The sequence below is a fragment of the Acinetobacter boissieri genome, from assembly GCF_900096955.1.
Taxonomy (GTDB): domain Bacteria; phylum Pseudomonadota; class Gammaproteobacteria; order Pseudomonadales; family Moraxellaceae; genus Acinetobacter; species Acinetobacter boissieri.
This window is the reverse complement of sequence record NZ_FMYL01000002.1, coordinates 223419-241995: the sequence shown is the minus strand read 5'-3', so window position 1 is coordinate 241995 and position 18577 is coordinate 223419. Positions and strand designations below refer to the sequence as shown.

The window sequence follows — 18577 nt, the reverse complement described above, 5'->3', positions numbered from 1 at the left end:
TTTATTTATTATTTTGTTACCTTTTAATCAAAATTAAATCATTCAAACACTACACTGAAAGTATTCGATAAAAATAGATAGTCATACAGACATGCATTATAAAATTTTAGCTACACTCACAACAGCATTTATGCTCATTGGCACATGTCAAACCCATGCAAATAGCACAGAACAATATCAGTTAGAACAAGTCGTCACTTTAGTCCGTCATGGCATTCGCCCACAAACAAATACTGAAGCACTCAACGAAGCGACAGGGAAAACATGGCCAACATGGTCTGTACCCGATGGCCATCTTACCGCCCGTGGTTATAAAGGTATTGTAAATCAAGCACAGTATCAAATTGACTTGTGGCAACAACAAGGCTTAGCGATCACACCAGCACAGCCGTGTGAAAAACAGCAAAGCCAGATTTTTATTTGGGCTGCACCTGATGAGAGAACACAAAAAACAGCGCAAGCTTTTTCTGAAGGTATTAATCCACAATGTCATTTTAGCGTCAATGTGAGTAAATATGAACAAGACCCGTTATTTGATGCATTAAAAATGGGGAGTGCTGAATCGAATTTTAAGCAAATTAAGCAACAATTCAAACAAAAAATAGTCAGCCAAGAATATGCTCAAGCACGCTACAACAATGCAGGACAAAGCTTAAAAAATGCGGTATGCGCTCCCAACGGTTGCCAATTTTTAAGTGAGCCATGGAAATTAAAACTGAGTCAAAAAGGCCAGCCTAAACTCAGTGGCCCTGCCAATGAAGGAGCAAATATTGGAGAAACCATTCGCCTACAATATAGTGAAAATTTCCCACTTGACCAAGTGGCTTTTGGTCATGTTCACAATGCCGATGATGTCAAAACAATGATGCAATTGCATCAGGCAAAATATATATATCTTAACGACCTTATGCCTTATGCCCAAATGGGCGGGTCTATTTTATATCAACAAATACTCAATGCACTTTCAACGACAGAGACTGCAAGCCCACTACACCGCCCATTGGTTATTTTTGTGGGCCACGATACCAATATTTCTGAAATAAAAACCTTACTCGGTTTTCACTGGCAACTTCCACAATATTTAGCAGATGATATTCCACCGGGAGGTAGTTTAACGTTTAGCAAATATAAAGAAATTAAGACTCAAAAGCAGTTTGTTAAAATAGACTTTAGTGCGAGAACACTCGACCAATGGCGACAACTCACATCACTTTCAAACAAACAGCCTCTACCTCAAGCGACACTACAATATAACTACTGCAAGTCAACGCCTGTAGGTGTACTTTGCCCACTTGATCAATTTTTGAATGATGCACAGAAAAAAATTGTACCAACCACAATAAAACAGCCATTATTTCAATAATCAGTATTCTTCTTCGTCATGAATTGTATACAATTCATGACAGCTTTTCGTTATAAATTGATACGGTAATACAATGCAAAAAACTTGGTCTGACCTTGATCACTACATCGAATCTCACCTTATTCCTCAAGATGTAAGATTACAACAAGCAATAGATAACACAGACCAACACGGTTTATCTAATCACCTTGCAGTTGCCCCAAATCAAGGCATGCTATTACAAATGCTGATACAAATGAATAATGCAAAACGGGTGCTAGAGATTGGAACATTTGCAGCCTACAGCACATTGTGGCTCGCGCGTGCGTTACCTAAAGATGGTTATTTACTTACCATTGAAGGTAGAGATAGCCATGCTGCTGTTGCACAAGAAAACATCAGAAATGCGAAAATGGATGTCAATATTGACTTACACATTGGTATGGCTACAGATGTACTCAATGCACTGCCTCAAAATACACCGCCTTTTGACTTTATTTTTATTGATGCAGACAAAGGGAGCTACCCTACTTACTTAGAACTGGCGCTTCAATTTAGTCACACTGGTAGTATTATTGTATTAGATAATGTAATTCGTGCCGGAGATATTATAGATCCGAGTAATAATAAACCAAGTATTACTGGAATTAGAGAAATGTTTGAAGCATTAAAAGACCATCCGAAACTTCTTTCTTGTACTGCATTACAAACAGTTGGTAGTAAAGGCCATGACGGTTTAGCGATTGCTATTGTCAAGTAAACAAAAAATAGCCAAACAAAATTTTATCTTTATAAACAATTAGATAGTTATAAAGAAATATATTATCCATAAAGTTATCCACAGTTTTTGCGGATAACTTTACGATCACGATTATTTTGCTACAATTAACGGTACAGTAATTTCACGGTACACTTTTGTGGTAATACTACCTAAGAAAAATTGTTGAATGCGACTTTGGCTAAATGCACCTAGAATAACAAATTGAATACCATGCTCGCGTTGATATTCAATAATCCCTTGTGCAACATCACCATGACGATGTTCTACTACAACATCAAAACCATGTTCTTTTAAATAAGCCTGCGGTGTCTCTAATACTTCTGGATAATCACCGACGTATAGTAAATGACATTGTAAATGTTTAAACAAATCACTTTCTACAACACTGTGAAGCATTTTTGTACAGACTTCTGAGTATTCATAAGCAAAAATAAACCGTGTTGGTGGCTTGAAATGTTCACTTACCGTCATAACTGTGCATTTTGCACCACGAATAAAGTTTTCAACATTACCACCGAGGTCTTTATTCTTTTCGACAGAACTATCACCAACTTTACCAATCAGTGCAATATCATCTTCTTGTAAAGCACCTAAGCTTTGTTCTAAAAAGTCACCTTTTTCTTGTACAATAGAAACACTTAAACCATGTTTCTCTTCAATTTGTTGCTTAATGTGTTTAAGTAAATTATTACTATAATCTAACGCAAGACTACTTTGTTTTTGCTCTAATTCAGCGAGCTCTTTCAAAAGCATTGCATTACTTTCAAAACCAATAACACCACTAATTTCGCCTAAATGATAACTAGATGGGTAATAATCTAAAACTTGTAATAACACAAGCTCACGGTGAGTTGTTTTTGCAATCCACGCGGCTGCTTCAGCAATAGCATTAACACATGGAGATGAGTCAATACACGCAATAACACGTTTCATTTTTGCCTCTCTTACGAGTTTGTTTTATACATAATCGTTATTTTTAAACTTAACACAAGTAGATAACCGTGCAACTGTTTTATGTGAATTCAATAGATAAATCCGTTCATTTATGTATCAATCATTACGAAACTTTAGCCATTTGGCAGGATTTCCAGCCACAACTGCATAAGGCTCTACATTTTTCGTCACCATGCTGTTCATACCAACGACTGCATGATCACCAATTTTCACACCATCTCTGATGCCACTATGCGCCCCTAGCCAAACATCTTGGCCTATTTCTATGCCTTTAGATGTGACAGGTTGTTGATAAATCGCAGTATCTTGCGCTGTCCCATGATTAAATGCATACAAATGTGTATAAGCCGCTAACCTTGCTTGGTCATGTAAAATAATACCTGCTCGCCCACCATCTAAAATACAATGGTGATTAATCGCGACCTCTTGACCAATTGTTAACGGACCATGTAATACGCAATCTGCGGCAATAAATGTATTGTCTGCTATGGTTATTTTTCTCCCACGTTCAGCAAAAATATGAGCCAAGGGCGAAATAAATACATTTTTACCAATCTCAATGGTTTCCATATCCATTAAATAGGCTTGGTATTCTTGTTGCCACGCCACAGCCCACTGTTTATGATTATCTTTTAATCGCCAATATAACCATGGCATATAATTTAAACGATGCTTATGCTGTTCTCTATATTTAAGCAGTGGATCAGTCATCATCAAGTCCTTTGAGCCGTTCTCTACCACGGGTTATATCTTGAATTTTTTGTGCAAGTGTATCTTTTTGATGTACTTGTATTTTAGCCACCACACCTACCCCATTGGCATGATATTCTTCAGTAAATATAATATCTTGTTGTAGTAATTCGTACTGTAAAATAGGCCACTCACTAAAATTACACTCAAAACAAACTTCTATTTTTTCTACCAATTCTATTTTTTCTACTAAAAGTAATGCTTTTCCTGCTGTTCCACCATAAGCACGTACTAAGCCACCAGTACCTAATTTTACACCACCATACCAACGATTCACCAATACTAAAATATTGGTCAATTCATTGCCCTCAATGGTTGCTAAAATTGGTCTACCTGCTGTACCTGATGGCTCACCATCATCATTGAACCGTATATTATGGCCAATTTTCCATGCCCAGCATTGATGAGTTGTCGAAGTATCTTTGTAGTCATCTAGAATATTTTTTACGTCTTCTTCGGTTTCAACAGGTATTGCAAATGTTTGAAACCGACTTTTTTTTATGTCCTCTTCATAAGCCACTGTTTCTAAAATCGTAAAAGACATACTCACCCATGATAATATTAAATTTAAATAACCCGAACCCTTAAACATGATTCGAGTTATATAATAGGCGTTTTATATAACCATCATTTAAGTTTCGGGATAAATTATGCACGTACCACACGGTATTTACCAACACTATAAAGGTCAAAAATATCAAGTTATAGGCACTGCCAAACACAGTGAAACACAAGAACAGCTCGTAGTATATCAATGCCTATACGGTGATTTTTCAGTTTGGGTTAGACCTTTAAACATGTTTATAGAACAGGTCACTTTGCCAAGTGGTGAACGTGTGGCTCGTTTTCAATTTATTGAAGTGAATTGCTAGGTTTATTTAAATCCGTCATTGGCCAACGAGGTGTTGTCGTAACCACTAAGCTATCGCATGCACCTTGTTTTAAACGCTGATACCCCGCAAAAGCAATCATTGCACCATTATCTGTACATAAAGCTGGCTCTGCATAAAACACCTCTGCTTTGATTTTAGGCAAAGCCTGCTCTAGCTGTTCACGCAAACGCACGTTTGCACTCACACCACCTGCTATGACTAAACGTTTTAATCCAGTCTGTTTTAAGGCATTCACTGATTTTTTAACTAAAGTATCTACAATCGCTTCTTGAAAAGATGCTGCAATATCTGCATCTCTATTTTCACCATCAAGTTTTTTTAATTGTACTGAAACAGCAGTTTTTAAGCCACTAAATGAAAATACTAAACCTTTATGTAGCATTGGCCGTGGAAAATCAAATGCTTTAGTATTTCCTTGCAAAGCAAGTTTGGCGATATTTGGTCCACCAGGATAAGGTAAATTCATCATTTTAGCGACTTTATCAAAAGCCTCGCCTGCCGCATCATCAATTGATTCGCCTAGCATCTCATACTCACCAATACCATATGCTGCCATGAGTTGAGTATGACCACCTGAAACCAATAGGGCGACAAAAGGAAATGCGGGTGGTTGCTCTGAAAGCAAAGGGGCAAGCATGTGTCCTTCCATATGATGCACACCAATTGCAGGTTTGTTTAAAGCAAAAGCCAAGGTACGGCCAAATAAAGCACCTGTCATCAGCGCACCCATTAATCCAGGGCCTCGTGTATAAGCCACGGCATCAATCTGTTGCTTTTGAATATTTGCTTGACTCAATAAACGATCTAACAATGGCACCATTTTGCGCACATGGTCACGAGAAGCGAGTTCAGGTACTACGCCGCCATACTCCGCATGCAATTGCATTTGTGTATAAAGCACTTGACCAAGTAAGCCTTTTTCACTGTCATACAGTGCAAGTCCAGTTTCATCACAAGATGTTTCCAAGCCTAGAACAATCATTTATACGCCTATTTTTCATATTCAATTCACAGCAAAGCCATTATAGGCTTGTAGTCTGAGATGTAAATGAGTAAAATACTGCACTTCACTTGTTTTCTAGTGCATACCGTACTAGATTTTATCCATAATATTGAGGATTCTTAATGCCACAAGTTAAATTGAAAGAAGGCGAACCAGTAGACGTAGCAATCCGTCGTTTCAAACGTTCTTGCGAAAAAGCGGGTGTTTTAGCAGATGTTCGTAAGCGTGAATTCTATGAGAAACCAACTCAAGAACGTAAGCGTAAAAAAGCTGCTGCTGTTAAGCGCTACCAAAAGAAATTGACTCGCGAATCTGTACGTACTACTCGTCTTTACTAATTAATTTGTGACTCAGGCTGCTTGTATGAATAACTTAAAAAACCAAATTACCGATGCATTAAAAACCGCTATGCGTGCGAAAGAAATGTCAACGTTAACTGTTATTCGTAGCTTACAGGCAGCAATTAAGCAAATTGAAATTGATGAGCGTGTAGACCTTGATGAAAATCGAGTGCTCGCAATTGTCGAAAAGCAAGTTAAACAACGTAAAGAGTCAGTAAAAGCTTTTGCTGCTGCTGGCCGTGACGATTTAGCTAGTAAAGAGCAAGCCGAAATTGAGATTTTATCTCAATTTCTACCAGTTGCTATGACTGAGGAAGAACTTGACTCTATTATTGCACAGATTATTTCTGAGCAAGAAGCTACTAGCATGAAAGATATGGGTAAGGTGATGAATTCTCTACGTCCGATCATAGCCGGACGTGCCGACCCTTCTGTTGCATCTACTAAAATTAAAGCACAGCTCAACAATTAACTAATAATTTGGTGAGTTAATCGCTTTTAGCATTTCCCATAATACTCTCTTTTCTTTAGGATTATTGATCAAATCAGTAATACCTACCGTCTTAATAGCAATATCTAAATCCAATACTTTTGGTAATCCCCCAAGTAAAATAATACGTTGCCCCAATGATGTACTGTCAATAAATCCATTAACGTAACTGTTTACATAATCACTTTGCTGAAAATCAGCCAAGTTGATTGGCCAACGCAGTTCGGTTATTGTTGCGCCCAAAGCAGATCTCAAACTTTCAACAAATATTTTTTCTTGCGCTAAAAGCTCAGTATAATTTAACAAGATACTACATTGATCTATTGTTAATAAAGCCAAGGTAAATGGCAATATTTGTAGTGCAATTTCTGAAGTGACTTCATGCACTGAAGTAACCTCTAGAGACCTAGTTTGATGCTGATCTTTAGTTAAACCAATAATCTCTTCATTTAATATCTGTATGTCATGTTTTGATTGAAGATGTGGCTTTTCCACAACGATATTTTGTAATGTAGGTAATGGCTCTATTACTGGTTCATTCAGATCAAATTTTTCATAGGCCTGATCACGCCAAAATTGTGTTGCCACAAAACTTTTAGGCTGCGTTTCTTTTAAAATCCACACATCAACACCCATACTATTTAATAGGTGTCGCTGTTGCTGTGACATCAGATCATTCATAAACTGTGAAACTTACCTCTTGGGCTTAGTATTTTATCATTTCATCGGTCTAGATAAACTACATTATCATCATATTATTATGATTTAATACTCGATCAACCATCACGCTGCTTTCAAAACCAAAACGCCAGTACAGTAATTTGAGCACATCTAATTCTTCTTGTGTAATTACACGGTCATTCCATAAACACTGTTCAGCAATATATAAAAACTTCAATCGATCTCTAAGCAATAGGCCTGACATGTGATGTAAAATTAAGCCAAGATCTACCTTCGTTTGATCGATAAGTATATCTTCACCAACAAGTTGTAATAAGATTTCTATACGACGTTTTTTTTGACTCTCTTTCCCAAGGTGTTGCACATGTAACAGTGCATCAACCAATACAGTAAGTTCTGTTGAAATACTATCGCTTGATGTTGGCATATGTACAGGCAAAAGGTTTAGTTTAGCCTTTACTTTTTCTAACAATAAAATATCAAGTAGGCCTATATAACCATCACTTTGTGTAATACTTGCTAAACGTGTTAAAAATTTGCGTGCCATACTTAATGGCATTGGCTTGAGTTGTTCACACGCATCTAGAAAAATTTGTATATGTAAACGATGATCTATATTTTCCAATGCTTCAATAATTGCGTGGCTTACAGCAGCTGTTTGTGGAATAAAAGCTTTATATTGTCGAATCATCAAAATAGCCACTAAAACCTCTCTAACTCCTGTCGCTGTTTGTAATGCACGAATTACAACCTGAGGCTTTTCTATGGTTTTTCGTGCAATCGGATTAAGCGCATATACTTGCTCATGTTCAAAATCTAGAGCATGAGCAAATCGAAGAGAAGGTAAAGGTTTAGGTGCAGACCATAAAATGTGTGTTGCCCCAAATTCTTCATATTCAAAGGGTCTAAATAATTTAAAAGATGTTAAATGCGTGAGTTTTTTTAATTTTTCTTGCTGTAATTCTTTAATCAAATGAGGCGATAAGCAATAAATACGACTTTTAATACTAGGATGTGTATTTAACCAACTTTGTGGACTCAGTGAATTTGCAAAACACATATGAGCAATTGATTCTGAATATGAGCTATGTATTTGAGAACCGGCATGATGCACATAAATTCTCAGAAGCGTCTGCAAATTAGTATCACTATGGAGTAATACTTGCGTCTGTAAGTCATTTTTAAATGTTCGACCAGACAATGTAAAATACTTTACCAGTCGAGAGATTAAAAGTCCTAAGCTTCCCATCAACCAAATCATACCGCCAACAGCAATTAATACTGTTTCAAACTTATGACGTTGTTCCTTTTCATCAGAAATATCAGAGCGAAATCCTCGACGTGCAATTTCACTGCCGAGTTGATTGAAAGTAATCAATGCGCTAAATAAGATTTTTAAACGAATATTTTGCTGTGCTTCACCGGTAATGATTTGATTAAATGTATAACTTAACAAGCCATGTAATTCCAACTCATCTAAATTTTGTAATGCGCCCCAAGTTAAAATAATTACTGTATCTGTGTCATCTGCTCCCGCAGTTAATGCATTCACCCCTACTTCATCGGGTAAAATATAAACCGAAGGCACAACAATATTAAACTGTTCAGCAAGTGACTCTGTGATTTGCACTGCAATTAACTCTTCTGGCGTACACTCAGAAATATCCAAATAACGAGCATTCATTTGCCGTGCTAATGAGTGGCCACCTTTTCTAAAAATGTATATTTCATACATTAAAGAAGTGACCATAATTGCCATTACACAAATGAGAAAAGTTTGACTATAGCGGTTCCACCAAATCGACTGTGTTTGGTCTAAGTAATAGACAATAAAACCAAATGAAAAATTCAAAATCGCCAATGTAAGCACAATGGCAAATAAACAAATAACCGTTGCAATAAACAGATTCTTTTTATGCATGGTCGTTGCTCTATGCTGTCTCAATTTCAACCATTCCTAGGTAAGACTATTCCATGTTACATATCTAATATGGTGATGAAAAAGAGAGAATTATTTGACAACAGCTTGCCAAGTTTATATCTCCACTCTCAAAACCAGTTTTTTATTTTTATAAATATGCTTTTTATCTACAATAGCATAAATCAACCATGATTATACTCAAAACACGAGATCGTTCAGCAAATAAAAAGTGGGCTTACACCCACTTCTTAGTTGTTTATTTAGGCTTCTGTGATTCCGGTCAAATCAACAGATGCTGCATCTATATTGACATCAATATAACTGTCTTTTTCCTTCGCTTTGTCTGAACGGCTTTGTTCCAAGTGATTCAGATAAGCTGTATCTATGTCACCTGTCACATATTGGCCATCAAATACAGAACAATCAAAGTCTGTTACTTGTGGGACTTTAGGTATTCTAATCGCATCTTTTAATTCCTCCAAATCTTGGAAAATTAAACGATCTGCACCAATCAATGATCTGATTTCTTCAACACTACGTTCAGATGCAATTAGTTCATTTTTTGCTGGCATATCAATACCATACACGTTTGGATATTTCACCATAGGTGCTGCAGAAGCAAAAAACACTTTTTTAGCACCAGAGTCACGTGCCATTTGAATAATTTCGTTACACGTGGTACCACGTACAATAGAATCATCAACCAATAAAACATTTTTCCCTTTGAACTCAAGTTCAACTGGATTCAGTTTTTGACGTACAGACTTTTCTCTTTGCTGCTGTCCTGGCATAATAAAAGTACGGCCAATGTAACGGTTTTTCATAAAGCCTTCTCGAAACTTTACACCGAGAACATTGGCTAACTCTAAAGCCGAAGTACGACTGGTATCTGGAATTGGAATCACAACATCAATATCGTGAGTTTCACCCCATTCTTTTAAAATGCGGTGAGCCAGTTTTTCACCCATCTTTAAACGTGCTTTGTAAACAGAAATACCATCAATAATGGCATCTGGACGTGCAAAATAAACATATTCAAAAATACATGGGAAGTATTTTGGATTAGTCGCACATTGCTTAGTGAACAGATTACCTGCTTCATCAATATAAATGGCTTCACCTGGTTCGATATCACGCTCGACTTTAAAACCAAGTGCTGTAATTGCAACAGATTCTGATGCAATAATGTATTCTTTTTGACCATTATCGAGTTCGCGTGAACCATAAATGAGCGGTCGAATGCCATTAGGATCACGAAAACCAACCAAACCTTGTCCTGTAATCATGGCTAACACACCATATGCTCCACGACAACGCTGATGCACACGATGTACTGCGTAGAAAATATCTTCTGGTGTTGGACGTAATGTTCTCAGTTTCTGTAACTCATGTGCAAACACATTCAGTAGTACTTCTGAGTCAGAATCAGTATTCATATGACGCAAGTCAGTTTCAAACAGATCTTGTCTGATGTCATCTGCATTGGTCAAATTACCATTATGAGCCAATGTAATGCCATACGGCGAGTTGACATAAAATGGTTGCGCCTCTGCACTGCTTGACGAGCCTGCAGTTGGATAGCGGACATGACCAATGCCGTAATTGCCTTGCAAAGCACGCATATGGCGCGTATGAAACACATCACGCACTAAACCATTGTCTTTTCTCAAAAACAAACGCCCGTCTTTGCACGTGACTATGCCCGCAGCATCTTGGCCACGATGTTGTAACATTGTCAAAGCGTCAAACAATAATTGGTTTACCGGTGATTTTCCAGCGATCCCAACAACTCCACACATAGCAACCTCGCAATCAAGCTTGGATTAATTAAAAGGATTTTCTGTAGCATGTTCAGATGAACTTCTTTTCAATGAAGATTCTGAACTAACAGGTGAGACAGGCTGTGTCTCTGTTTGATGAAAATGTTGTATTGCCTCATGAGCAACATCTTTTGTTACACCTGTAGCAATCGGAGCATATGGCAATAGTGTTTGTACAATACGTGACTGCTGCCAGTTCTGTGTAGTATTGACCCAAGGCTCTATGCCTTGCATGGTAATCAATATAACAAAGACACTTTTAAGCACGCCCAATATACCGCCAGTAAAACGATTGAGTGGGCCCAAATTTAAACTGACAAAGATTTTATTGATAATCGCAGAAACCAACCATGTTAACGCGACAACCATTAAAACTAAAGTCGCAAATGCAACAATTTTTTGCACAACCATGTCATGACTTAAACCGGACATCAGGGGCGCAAGGTCACCTGCATATTTTGCACCAATAAATAGTGCAAAGAACCAGCCTACCAAGTTCGCCAAGGCTTGAATTAGTCCTTGTCGCAAACCACTTACTCCTCCCAACACCACCATCACAACAATAACAATATCTAAGGTATTCACTTATTAAGCCATCGCTTGAATACTATCTTGCACAAGTTTTGGGCCTGTATAAATTAGGCCTGTATAGATTTGTACTAATTGAGCACCTGCATTTTGTTTTGCTAATGCTTGATCACCCGTTAAAATGCCACCAACACCAATAAGCGGTATATCTTGTTTTAAGCGTTCTGCAAACTGCTTCAAACACACTGTACTTTTTTCAAAGACTGGTGCACCAGATAAACCACCTGCTTCATCTGCATGCGCGAGGTTTTCTACACCTTCACGTGATAGTGTCGTATTGGTCACAATTAACCCATCAATATTATATTGAAGTAAAGCGGATGAAATAAAATCAATATCTTCTGTAGTTAAATCTGGAGCAACTTTTAAAACCAGCGGTACGTAATGTTGATACTGTTCTGCAAGCTCAAGTTGGCGCGCTTTCAGTGTAGAAAGTAGGAGTGTTAATGCATCGCCACTTTGCAAACTTCTTAAATTCTTTGTATTAGGTGATGAAATATTTACTGTAACATAAGAGGCATAATGATAAACCTTATCTAGGCAGTATAAGTAATCATCGACTGCATTTTCTACAGGTGTATCTGCATTTTTACCAATATTAATGCCAAGTATGCCCGTATATTTCGCCATTTTCACATTTTCGACCAATTGGTCTACACCATCATTATTAAAACCCATACGGTTTATAATGGCTTGTGCTTGAGGTATTCTAAATAAACGTGGTTTAGGATTTCCACTTTGGGGCCGTGGTGTCACTGTACCTATTTCGATGAAGCCAAAGCCTAAACTAGCAAGTGCATCAATGTGTGCACCATTTTTATCTAATCCAGCCGCTAATCCAACAGGGTTTGGGAATTCAATTCCCATACACGTGACTGGCTTTTGTATCGTTTTCGACTTAAGGAAGCCCAATCGATGTGCTCGATCTAACCAAGATAATGTCAACTCATGTGCACGCTCTGGTGACAAAGAAAATAACAGAGGTCGAGCGAGTGAATACATCATATGCAATCAAGTTTATTTGCTTTAACTTGGCGTATTATAGGGCATTTAACTTTATAAATACTATGCTTTATGAGTTATTATTTTTCATAAAACTGTCACACTGTGTATAAACGACTATTTATTCTTGGGAATAAAAGAATCCGTTAGCTCCGATAAACCTTTAGCAATGACTGCTTGGTTATATACGCGTGATTCAGCCAATGCAAATGGATGAAAATTTTTCGCCAATAGTATTTCTTCAATATGTGCCACTACATTCATATGGCAGACCACAACAATATGTTCAAAATCGATGTAGGATAACCACTCTATAGCAGCTTCAGCATCATCATCAGGTTTAATATAATCACATAGCATCACGGGAATATTCGAATACTGTTGTTGTATATGTTTAAGTGTTTGTTGTGCTCTAAGCAATGGACTTACTATAAATAAATCTGGCTGAATAATGGCATTTTTCAAATACTGTGCAGTCTGTTCAGCTTGATCATGGCCTCTTTGTGTTAATGGCCTAACCATATCATTACCATCGGCTCCAGCTGGATGTGCTTCACCGTGACGAACCAATGTAAGTTGCATTTTCACACTCCAAAATTATTTAGACAATAGATTATGTTGATGTGGCAGAACAAATTCAACATCACTACGATGACCATTTTTCATAAGCGACAATGCCATATTAAGTGCAGGTGCTTGTTCAAAAATAACCTCATATAAAGCATTTGTAATTGGCATATACACATCTAGTTCCAGCGCACGTTTACGTACCTGTATCACCGTATTAATCCCTTCAGCAGTTTGCCCTAATGCTTTAATGGCTTCATCGAGTGATTGCCCTTTTCCAAGTGCAAAACCAATTTGATAATTACGACTTAGTGCACTGTTGCAAGTAGCAAATAAGTCACCAACACCTGAAAGCCCTAAAAATGTGAGCGGATTTGCCCCGAGTTTTACTGCAAAGCGGCTCATTTCTGCTAGAGCACGTGTCAGAATCATACTACGGGTGTTCTCACCAATCTTATATGCAGCAGCCATACCCATGGCAATTGCGTAAATATTTTTGAGTGCACCACCTAGCTCTACACCATAAATATCATCACTAGCAAACACACGAAAGACTGCGCTATGTAATGAAGTCTGTACAGCATGTCGAACAAGGTCTGAATGACTTGCTACTACTGTACCAGTTGGCATACCTGCTACAATTTCTTTCGCTAAATTAGGGCCAGAAACTACACCATAAGGTACTTGCGGTAACTCTTGTTGAATAATTTCACTCATAAAACAAAAGCTATTCGGCTCAATCCCTTTGGTCAAAGAAATCACAGCTTGCGCAGTCATAAATGGTTTAATTTGCTGTAAAATTGCTCGAAAAGAGTGGCTAGGTATAGCAACCAAAATCAAATCACAACCTAAAACAGATTCTTCTAATGAAGCAGATATTTTAAGCGCACTATCTAATTCAAAATCGGGGAGATATTTTTTATTAATACGCGTCTGAGTAATTTCGGTCGCAACATCAGCACTGCGGATCCACAATGTGGTATCACAACCATTTCTCGCCGCCATATTGGCCATCGCTGTTCCAAAACTGCCACCACCCAAAATCGTAATTTTTAGTTGAGCCTGATTACCCTTAGGTTTTGTTACTGCTTCAGAGAATACCTGTTCTATCATTTTCAAATTACTTCGCTACTAAATCCGCATCACTTTGCCATACAGAAATGTGACCATCTAAAGGATGATTTGTACGTTGTTGTAACGCTTTATCCGTTGTTCCAATATAAATGATGCCAGAAATGTAATCGCGCTCTTGTAAGCCAAGTGCTTTTTTTAATGTACTCGATTCAACCACTGCGCCTGTACGCCAAATAGTGGAAAACCCTTGTGATTGCAGTGACAATAAAAAGTTTTGTACTGCTGCACCTGTACTTAAAATTTGTTCATAGTGCGGTACTTTAGGATGATCCGTGAGCGTTGTGAGCGCAAGAACTAACAGTGGCGCTCTGAGCGGATGAGCTCTTACACGCTCTACTTGAGCTGGATCTATACCATCAAAATCTTCCATAGAGTGTGATAGTAAATCACCAAAGGCTTGACGTTTTTCATCATCAACAATGACAAAGCGTGTTGGTTTAAGACGATGGTGATCTGGTGCTGTGAGGGCGGCTTGAAAAGCACGGTCTAGTTGCTGCTTATTTGGTGCAGGTTCAGCTAAAAGCCCAACTGATTGGCGTTGAAGCATATTTTCATGTATTAAATCAACAGATGATAATGTCATAAATCTCTCAATCAGCTTTATTAAATTTTATTTAGGTTAGCACAATCTAAAAAAAGTACGCCAGTATTATTACGTAGACTAAACACAGCGAACATATTATTTTTATTTAATACAATCTAAAAAAAACACAAGCCCATCATATGAACTTGTGTACGTAGAATTAACAGTAGCCGTCTAAACGTGTCAAAGGTAATTTTTGCCCAATCGCTTTTTCTATATCGGGTAAGTAAAAAGCATCATCTTCTGAAAGAAAGCTTATACTTACGCCTTGCGCACCAGCACGACCTGTTCGGCCAATACGATGAACATAATCATCCGACTGCTCTGGTAACGTATAGTTAATCACATGTGAAACACCATCAACATGTATACCGCGCCCAGCAACATCTGTTGCAATCATAATATGATGCTTACCCGACTTAAACTGATCAAGCATTTTCAAACGCTTATCTTGTGAAATCTCACCTGACAACATCACTACAGCATAATTGTCTTTTTTAAGCTGATCATAAATTTTACGTACTTGATCACGCCTATTTGCAAAAATCACTACTTTTTCAATAGGTTCTTTAGACAAGATTTCTTTAAGCAACTTGTATTTATCTTGTTTTGATACCACATAAACACGTTGCTCTACATCTGCATTGGTTTTCTTTTCCGGTTCAATTTCAACAGTTACAGGTTCACATAACCACTGTCTAGCTAAATTGAGCACGTCATAGCTGAACGTTGCAGAAAACATAAGGGTTTGACGTTGTTCTTTACGTGATGCAAAACGAACAATTTTCTTCACGCTAGGAATAAAGCCCATGTCAAGCAAACGGTCTGCTTCATCTATAACTAAGAATTCAATTTGATCAAGCCAAATCTCTTTTTGTTCAGTAAAGTCGATTAAACGGCCGGGGGTTGCCACAATAATATCTATAGCATGTTGATCAAGCTGTTTTTTCTGCTTATCAAAATCTACTCCGCCCACTAAAGTCAAAACATTTAATTCAGTAAATTTAGTCAGCTCTTTGGCATCTTGCTCAATTTGAATCGCTAACTCTCGGGTTGGCGCCAAAATTAAAGCCCGTGGTTCGCCACGGTATCGTTGTTGTTGTATTGGATTGTTCAACAAATCATTAATAATACTAATTAAAAATGCAGCAGTTTTCCCCGTACCTGTTTGTGCACGGCCAATGGCATCATGCCCTGCTAAAGTAAACTGAAGTACGCGTTGTTGTATGGGAGTCATCGATTTAAAACCAAGCGCATCAATCGCTTGTTTTAACTGTGGGTGTAAATTAATGGTTTCAAAACCTGCTGCCATTCTAAATGAATCTCTAACTCGATTTAATGAAAGAGCATTATAAACAAAAACACCCCGAAGTGTTAACTATCGGGGTGTCATATTCAGCAATTTGCCAAATACTTAGTCTAAAGGCTGAACTTCTTCAGCTTGAAAACCTTTTTGACCTTGTACAACAGTGAATTCAACACGTTGACCGTCACGTAGTGAACGGTGGCCATCGCCTTGAATAGCACGGAAGTGAACGAATACATCGTCGCCGCCATTGCGTTGAATAAAGCCAAAGCCTTTAGTATCGTTGAACCATTTAACTACGCCTTGTTCACGTACTGTCATAAGTTAATCCTCAGTGATATTGAAAAGGACCACCCGGTGTTGCAAACAGCAGAGTTAACAAGGGTTAAAAAATTTATTATTTCTAAGCCTGTGATCATTTCTGTAAAACTATCAACAAAATCCGGTTACATCCAAAAAAAATGCACTTAGAGCAAAGCTGTGATATTCAACTTCTCTCTAATTACTATTCGAGAGTAACATGCTTAAGACGTAATTGATACAATATTTTCAACAAATCTTTTATTGTTTTTATGAATTATAGTGTTGGACTAACATTACGTTTTTAATTCTTTAAATATAGCTTTTTAAATCAATATGTTTTTGCTAACATAACCTGAATATTTGAAGTATTTACAGATTTTTATGAACTCACAACACGTACAAAAATTTGTTACTGTTGATGCAAAAAATAAACCTTGCCCTTTGCCACTACTCATGCTCAAACGTGCGCTTAAAGAACACCCTCATCAAGCGTTAAAATTAATCACTTCTGATCCCAATAGTGAATTAGATGTTATACGTTTTTGTCATTTACGCAACATAGAGTGTGATTTGACTCAAATATCAGAAATAGAGTTTCATTTCAACATTCAATGTAACGGCAAAAATACTTAGAAACCAATAATTGATATACTTATTTACATTTATATACGCTTTTCACCTTAATCTATCTTGTAAAGCGAATTATCATAAAACCCACGTGAAAACGTATCCCATTAAGGAGTATCCATGACTGACAGCAGCAGCAATCTACCGATGCCCCTGTCGTTGTCTGCACCAGGTGCAAATCTGGGTGCATATATCAGTAGTGTCAATCAGATTCCCATTTTAACGCCTGAGCAAGAAAAAGAGCTGGCTAATCGTTATTTTTATAACCAAGATTTAGATGCTGCAAAACTACTTGTAATGTCACACCTTCGCTTTGTGATTCATATTGCACGAACTTATGCAGGATATGGCCTACCACAAGGTGACCTCATACAAGAAGGGAACCTTGGCCTCATGAAGGCAGTAAAACGTTTTGACCCAAGTATGGGCGTACGTTTAGTTTCATTTGCAGTGCATTGGATTAAAGCTGAAATTCACGAATATGTGATTAGAAATTGGCGTATTGTTAAAATCGCAACGACTAAAGCACAGCGCAAACTGTTTTTTAATCTTCGAAGCTTAAAAAAATCAAGTAAACGCCTTACACTTAAAGAAGCAGAATCAATTGCAAAAGATTTAAACGTTACACCAGAACAAGTCTTAGAAATGGAAGGGCGTTTAACATCCTATGATGCAGCATTTGAAAGCCAAAATGACGATGATGATGAATCAAGTCACTATGTCGCACCTGCCCTTTACCTTGAAGATAATCGCTACGACCCTGCCCGTCTTGCTGAAGATGAAGACTGGGAGGAACAAAGTAACAATGCGCTTCATGATGCAATGAGTGACTTAGATGACCGTTCAAGAAATATTTTACAACGGCGCTGGCTCGATGATGATAAATCAACATTACATGAGCTCGCATCTGAATATAATGTTTCTGCTGAACGAATTCGCCAGTTAGAAAAAAATGCCATGGAAAAAATTAAAGTAGCGATGTCTTCAAATTAATTCAACTATATTATCTTGATGATCCAATGAACTGGTAGCGATAAACGCTACCCTTTCTTTTTATGCATGCTTATACTTATGTCCACAATCATAGATTAAAGGATAGCAAAAGATGTGGCTTGCGATTTCTGCAATTAATTTAGCAATAGCTGTCATTTTGGGTGCTTTTGGCGCACATGGACTAAAAACACGTGCAAGTGCCGAACAACTTACATGGTGGCATACATCAACAGAATATTTTTTCTATCATGCCATTGGACTCCTTGCACTCGCGATATTAGCTAAAGCTGTCCCTCTATTTCCAATTAAAGCAAGCTTTATACTCATTCAGGTCGGTATTTTATTTTTTTGTGGATCGCTCTACATCATGAGCTTAGGTGCACCACGTATTTTTGGCGCAGTCACCCCTTTTGGGGGCTTACTTATGATTTTAGGTTGGTTAACACTAGCTTACCATGCTGTAAAATTTAAAGCCTAACAATCAAATCAAATATATCG

22 protein-coding genes are annotated in these 18577 nt (G+C 37.6%); 8 read left to right on the top strand and 14 right to left on the bottom strand.

Annotated elements, in window-relative coordinates:
- Window positions 1-91 precede the first annotated feature (91 nt).
- Both BLS38_RS03305 and BLS38_RS03300 read left to right on the top strand, forming a co-directional pair.
- On the top strand, window positions 92-1363 hold the full coding sequence (locus BLS38_RS03305) for a histidine-type phosphatase (RefSeq protein ID WP_092746914.1): 1272 nt from the start codon (window positions 92-94) through the stop codon (window positions 1361-1363).
- Between the two features lie 73 nt (window positions 1364-1436).
- Window positions 1437-2102: an O-methyltransferase gene (locus BLS38_RS03300; protein WP_092746913.1), complete on the top strand. Its 666-nt coding sequence runs from the start codon at window positions 1437-1439 to the stop codon at window positions 2100-2102.
- 111 nt (window positions 2103-2213) lie between these two features.
- Here the strand turns inward: BLS38_RS03300 and BLS38_RS03295 are convergent, their stop codons facing one another.
- The 3 genes from BLS38_RS03295 to BLS38_RS03285 form a co-directional block, all read right to left on the bottom strand.
- The gene (locus tag BLS38_RS03295; RefSeq protein WP_092746912.1) at window positions 2214-3056 is read right to left on the bottom strand and encodes a universal stress protein; all 843 of its coding nucleotides are present in this window, start codon (window positions 3054-3056) and stop codon (window positions 2214-2216) included.
- A gap of 117 nt (window positions 3057-3173) precedes the next feature.
- The gene (locus tag BLS38_RS03290; protein ID WP_171258522.1) at window positions 3174-3791 is read right to left on the bottom strand and encodes an acyltransferase; all 618 of its coding nucleotides are present in this window, start codon (window positions 3789-3791) and stop codon (window positions 3174-3176) included.
- Entirely contained in the window at window positions 3781-4371 is a 591-nt protein-coding gene (locus tag BLS38_RS03285) for an IMPACT family protein (RefSeq protein ID WP_092746910.1), read from the bottom strand. Before BLS38_RS03285 ends, BLS38_RS03290 begins: the two co-directional genes overlap by 11 nt.
- Before the next feature lie 106 nt (window positions 4372-4477).
- Here BLS38_RS03285 and BLS38_RS03280 point away from each other — a divergent pair, with 106 nt between their 5' ends.
- Window positions 4478-4699, top strand: a complete 222-nt coding sequence (locus tag BLS38_RS03280; protein WP_092746909.1) for a DUF1653 domain-containing protein — start codon at window positions 4478-4480, stop codon at window positions 4697-4699.
- On the opposite strand, the gene tsaD is transcribed toward BLS38_RS03280, so the two are convergent.
- Window positions 4680-5702: a tRNA (adenosine(37)-N6)-threonylcarbamoyltransferase complex transferase subunit TsaD gene (tsaD, locus tag BLS38_RS03275; RefSeq protein WP_092746908.1), complete on the bottom strand. Its 1023-nt coding sequence runs from the start codon at window positions 5700-5702 to the stop codon at window positions 4680-4682. The two genes, BLS38_RS03280 and tsaD, sit on opposite strands and share 20 nt — an antisense overlap.
- Window positions 5703-5845: 143 nt before the next feature.
- Here tsaD and rpsU point away from each other — a divergent pair, with 143 nt between their 5' ends.
- Both rpsU and BLS38_RS03265 read left to right on the top strand, forming a co-directional pair.
- The gene (rpsU, locus tag BLS38_RS03270) at window positions 5846-6061 is read left to right on the top strand and encodes a 30S ribosomal protein S21 (RefSeq protein WP_004652785.1); all 216 of its coding nucleotides are present in this window, start codon (window positions 5846-5848) and stop codon (window positions 6059-6061) included.
- 25 nt (window positions 6062-6086) lie between these two features.
- On the top strand, window positions 6087-6536 hold the full coding sequence (locus BLS38_RS03265) for a GatB/YqeY domain-containing protein (protein ID WP_092746907.1): 450 nt from the start codon (window positions 6087-6089) through the stop codon (window positions 6534-6536).
- Here the strand turns inward: BLS38_RS03265 and BLS38_RS03260 are convergent, their stop codons facing one another.
- The 10 genes from BLS38_RS03260 to BLS38_RS03215 all read right to left on the bottom strand — a co-directional run bounded on the left by BLS38_RS03260 (window position 6537) and on the right by BLS38_RS03215 (window position 16477).
- Window positions 6537-7223 carry a hypothetical protein gene (locus BLS38_RS03260; RefSeq protein WP_092746906.1) on the bottom strand — a complete coding sequence of 229 codons (687 nt, stop codon included), beginning with the start codon at window positions 7221-7223 and terminating at the stop codon, window positions 6537-6539. It lies immediately after the preceding gene.
- Window positions 7224-7293: 70 nt separating this feature from the next.
- Complete coding sequence (locus BLS38_RS03255) at window positions 7294-9180, bottom strand: M48 family metalloprotease (RefSeq protein ID WP_425283449.1); 1887 nt, start codon at window positions 9178-9180, stop codon at window positions 7294-7296.
- A gap of 236 nt (window positions 9181-9416) precedes the next feature.
- A complete protein-coding gene (purF, locus tag BLS38_RS03250; protein ID WP_092746904.1) occupies window positions 9417-10955 on the bottom strand; it encodes an amidophosphoribosyltransferase in 1539 nt (512 codons plus the stop codon).
- A 24-nt stretch (window positions 10956-10979) separates the two neighbouring features.
- On the bottom strand, window positions 10980-11561 hold the full coding sequence (locus BLS38_RS03245; RefSeq protein ID WP_092746903.1) for a CvpA family protein: 582 nt from the start codon (window positions 11559-11561) through the stop codon (window positions 10980-10982).
- A 3-nt stretch (window positions 11562-11564) separates the two neighbouring features.
- On the bottom strand, window positions 11565-12569 hold the full coding sequence (locus tag BLS38_RS03240; protein WP_092746902.1) for a quinone-dependent dihydroorotate dehydrogenase: 1005 nt from the start codon (window positions 12567-12569) through the stop codon (window positions 11565-11567).
- Between the two features lie 114 nt (window positions 12570-12683).
- Complete coding sequence (gene sixA / locus BLS38_RS03235) at window positions 12684-13148, bottom strand: phosphohistidine phosphatase SixA (RefSeq protein WP_092746901.1); 465 nt, start codon at window positions 13146-13148, stop codon at window positions 12684-12686.
- Window positions 13149-13163: 15 nt separating this feature from the next.
- Window positions 13164-14246, bottom strand: coding sequence for an NAD(P)H-dependent glycerol-3-phosphate dehydrogenase (locus BLS38_RS03230; RefSeq protein ID WP_092746900.1), 1083 nt, complete (start codon window positions 14244-14246; stop codon window positions 13164-13166).
- Between the two features lie 7 nt (window positions 14247-14253).
- On the bottom strand, window positions 14254-14850 hold the full coding sequence (locus BLS38_RS03225; protein WP_092746899.1) for a nitroreductase family protein: 597 nt from the start codon (window positions 14848-14850) through the stop codon (window positions 14254-14256).
- A 160-nt stretch (window positions 14851-15010) separates the two neighbouring features.
- Complete coding sequence (rhlB, locus tag BLS38_RS03220) at window positions 15011-16162, bottom strand: ATP-dependent RNA helicase RhlB (protein ID WP_092746898.1); 1152 nt, start codon at window positions 16160-16162, stop codon at window positions 15011-15013.
- Between the two features lie 102 nt (window positions 16163-16264).
- Window positions 16265-16477 carry a cold-shock protein gene (locus BLS38_RS03215; protein WP_092746897.1) on the bottom strand — a complete coding sequence of 71 codons (213 nt, stop codon included), beginning with the start codon at window positions 16475-16477 and terminating at the stop codon, window positions 16265-16267.
- Between the two features lie 363 nt (window positions 16478-16840).
- On the opposite strand from BLS38_RS03215, the gene BLS38_RS03210 reads away from it, so the two are divergent.
- The 3 genes from BLS38_RS03210 (at window position 16841) to BLS38_RS03200 (ending at window position 18557) form a co-directional block, all read left to right on the top strand.
- Window positions 16841-17092 carry a sulfurtransferase TusA family protein gene (locus tag BLS38_RS03210; RefSeq protein ID WP_092746896.1) on the top strand — a complete coding sequence of 84 codons (252 nt, stop codon included), beginning with the start codon at window positions 16841-16843 and terminating at the stop codon, window positions 17090-17092.
- 114 nt (window positions 17093-17206) lie between these two features.
- The gene (gene rpoH, locus BLS38_RS03205) at window positions 17207-18079 is read left to right on the top strand and encodes an RNA polymerase sigma factor RpoH (protein ID WP_092746895.1); all 873 of its coding nucleotides are present in this window, start codon (window positions 17207-17209) and stop codon (window positions 18077-18079) included.
- Window positions 18080-18191: 112 nt separating this feature from the next.
- A complete protein-coding gene (locus BLS38_RS03200; protein WP_092746894.1) occupies window positions 18192-18557 on the top strand; it encodes a DUF423 domain-containing protein in 366 nt (121 codons plus the stop codon).
- Window positions 18558-18577 lie beyond the last annotated feature (20 nt).

Bases quoted from the DNA above. Each gene is read 5' to 3' on its own strand.
- BLS38_RS03305 (WP_092746914.1), top strand. From the start codon at position 92: ATGCATTATAAAATTTTAGCTACACTCACAACAGCATTTATGCTCATT.
- BLS38_RS03300 (WP_092746913.1), top strand. From the start codon at position 1,437: ATGCAAAAAACTTGGTCTGACCTTGATCACTACATCGAATCTCACCTT.
- BLS38_RS03295 (WP_092746912.1), bottom strand. From the start codon at position 3,056: ATGAAACGTGTTATTGCGTGTATTGACTCATCTCCATGTGTTAATGCT.
- BLS38_RS03290 (WP_171258522.1), bottom strand. From the start codon at position 3,791: ATGATGACTGATCCACTGCTTAAATATAGAGAACAGCATAAGCATCGT.
- BLS38_RS03285 (WP_092746910.1), bottom strand. From the start codon at position 4,371: ATGTCTTTTACGATTTTAGAAACAGTGGCTTATGAAGAGGACATAAAA.
- BLS38_RS03280 (WP_092746909.1), top strand. From the start codon at position 4,478: ATGCACGTACCACACGGTATTTACCAACACTATAAAGGTCAAAAATAT.
- tsaD (WP_092746908.1), bottom strand. From the start codon at position 5,702: ATGATTGTTCTAGGCTTGGAAACATCTTGTGATGAAACTGGACTTGCA.
- rpsU (WP_004652785.1), top strand. From the start codon at position 5,846: ATGCCACAAGTTAAATTGAAAGAAGGCGAACCAGTAGACGTAGCAATC.
- BLS38_RS03265 (WP_092746907.1), top strand. From the start codon at position 6,087: ATGAATAACTTAAAAAACCAAATTACCGATGCATTAAAAACCGCTATG.
- BLS38_RS03260 (WP_092746906.1), bottom strand. From the start codon at position 7,223: ATGTCACAGCAACAGCGACACCTATTAAATAGTATGGGTGTTGATGTG.
- purF (WP_092746904.1), bottom strand. From the start codon at position 10,955: ATGTGTGGAGTTGTTGGGATCGCTGGAAAATCACCGGTAAACCAATTA.
- BLS38_RS03240 (WP_092746902.1), bottom strand. From the start codon at position 12,569: ATGATGTATTCACTCGCTCGACCTCTGTTATTTTCTTTGTCACCAGAG.
- sixA (WP_092746901.1), bottom strand. From the start codon at position 13,148: ATGCAACTTACATTGGTTCGTCACGGTGAAGCACATCCAGCTGGAGCC.
- BLS38_RS03230 (WP_092746900.1), bottom strand. From the start codon at position 14,246: ATGATAGAACAGGTATTCTCTGAAGCAGTAACAAAACCTAAGGGTAAT.
- BLS38_RS03225 (WP_092746899.1), bottom strand. From the start codon at position 14,850: ATGACATTATCATCTGTTGATTTAATACATGAAAATATGCTTCAACGC.
- rhlB (WP_092746898.1), bottom strand. From the start codon at position 16,162: ATGGCAGCAGGTTTTGAAACCATTAATTTACACCCACAGTTAAAACAA.
- BLS38_RS03215 (WP_092746897.1), bottom strand. From the start codon at position 16,477: ATGACAGTACGTGAACAAGGCGTAGTTAAATGGTTCAACGATACTAAA.
- BLS38_RS03210 (WP_092746896.1), top strand. From the start codon at position 16,841: ATGAACTCACAACACGTACAAAAATTTGTTACTGTTGATGCAAAAAAT.
- rpoH (WP_092746895.1), top strand. From the start codon at position 17,207: ATGACTGACAGCAGCAGCAATCTACCGATGCCCCTGTCGTTGTCTGCA.
- BLS38_RS03200 (WP_092746894.1), top strand. From the start codon at position 18,192: ATGTGGCTTGCGATTTCTGCAATTAATTTAGCAATAGCTGTCATTTTG.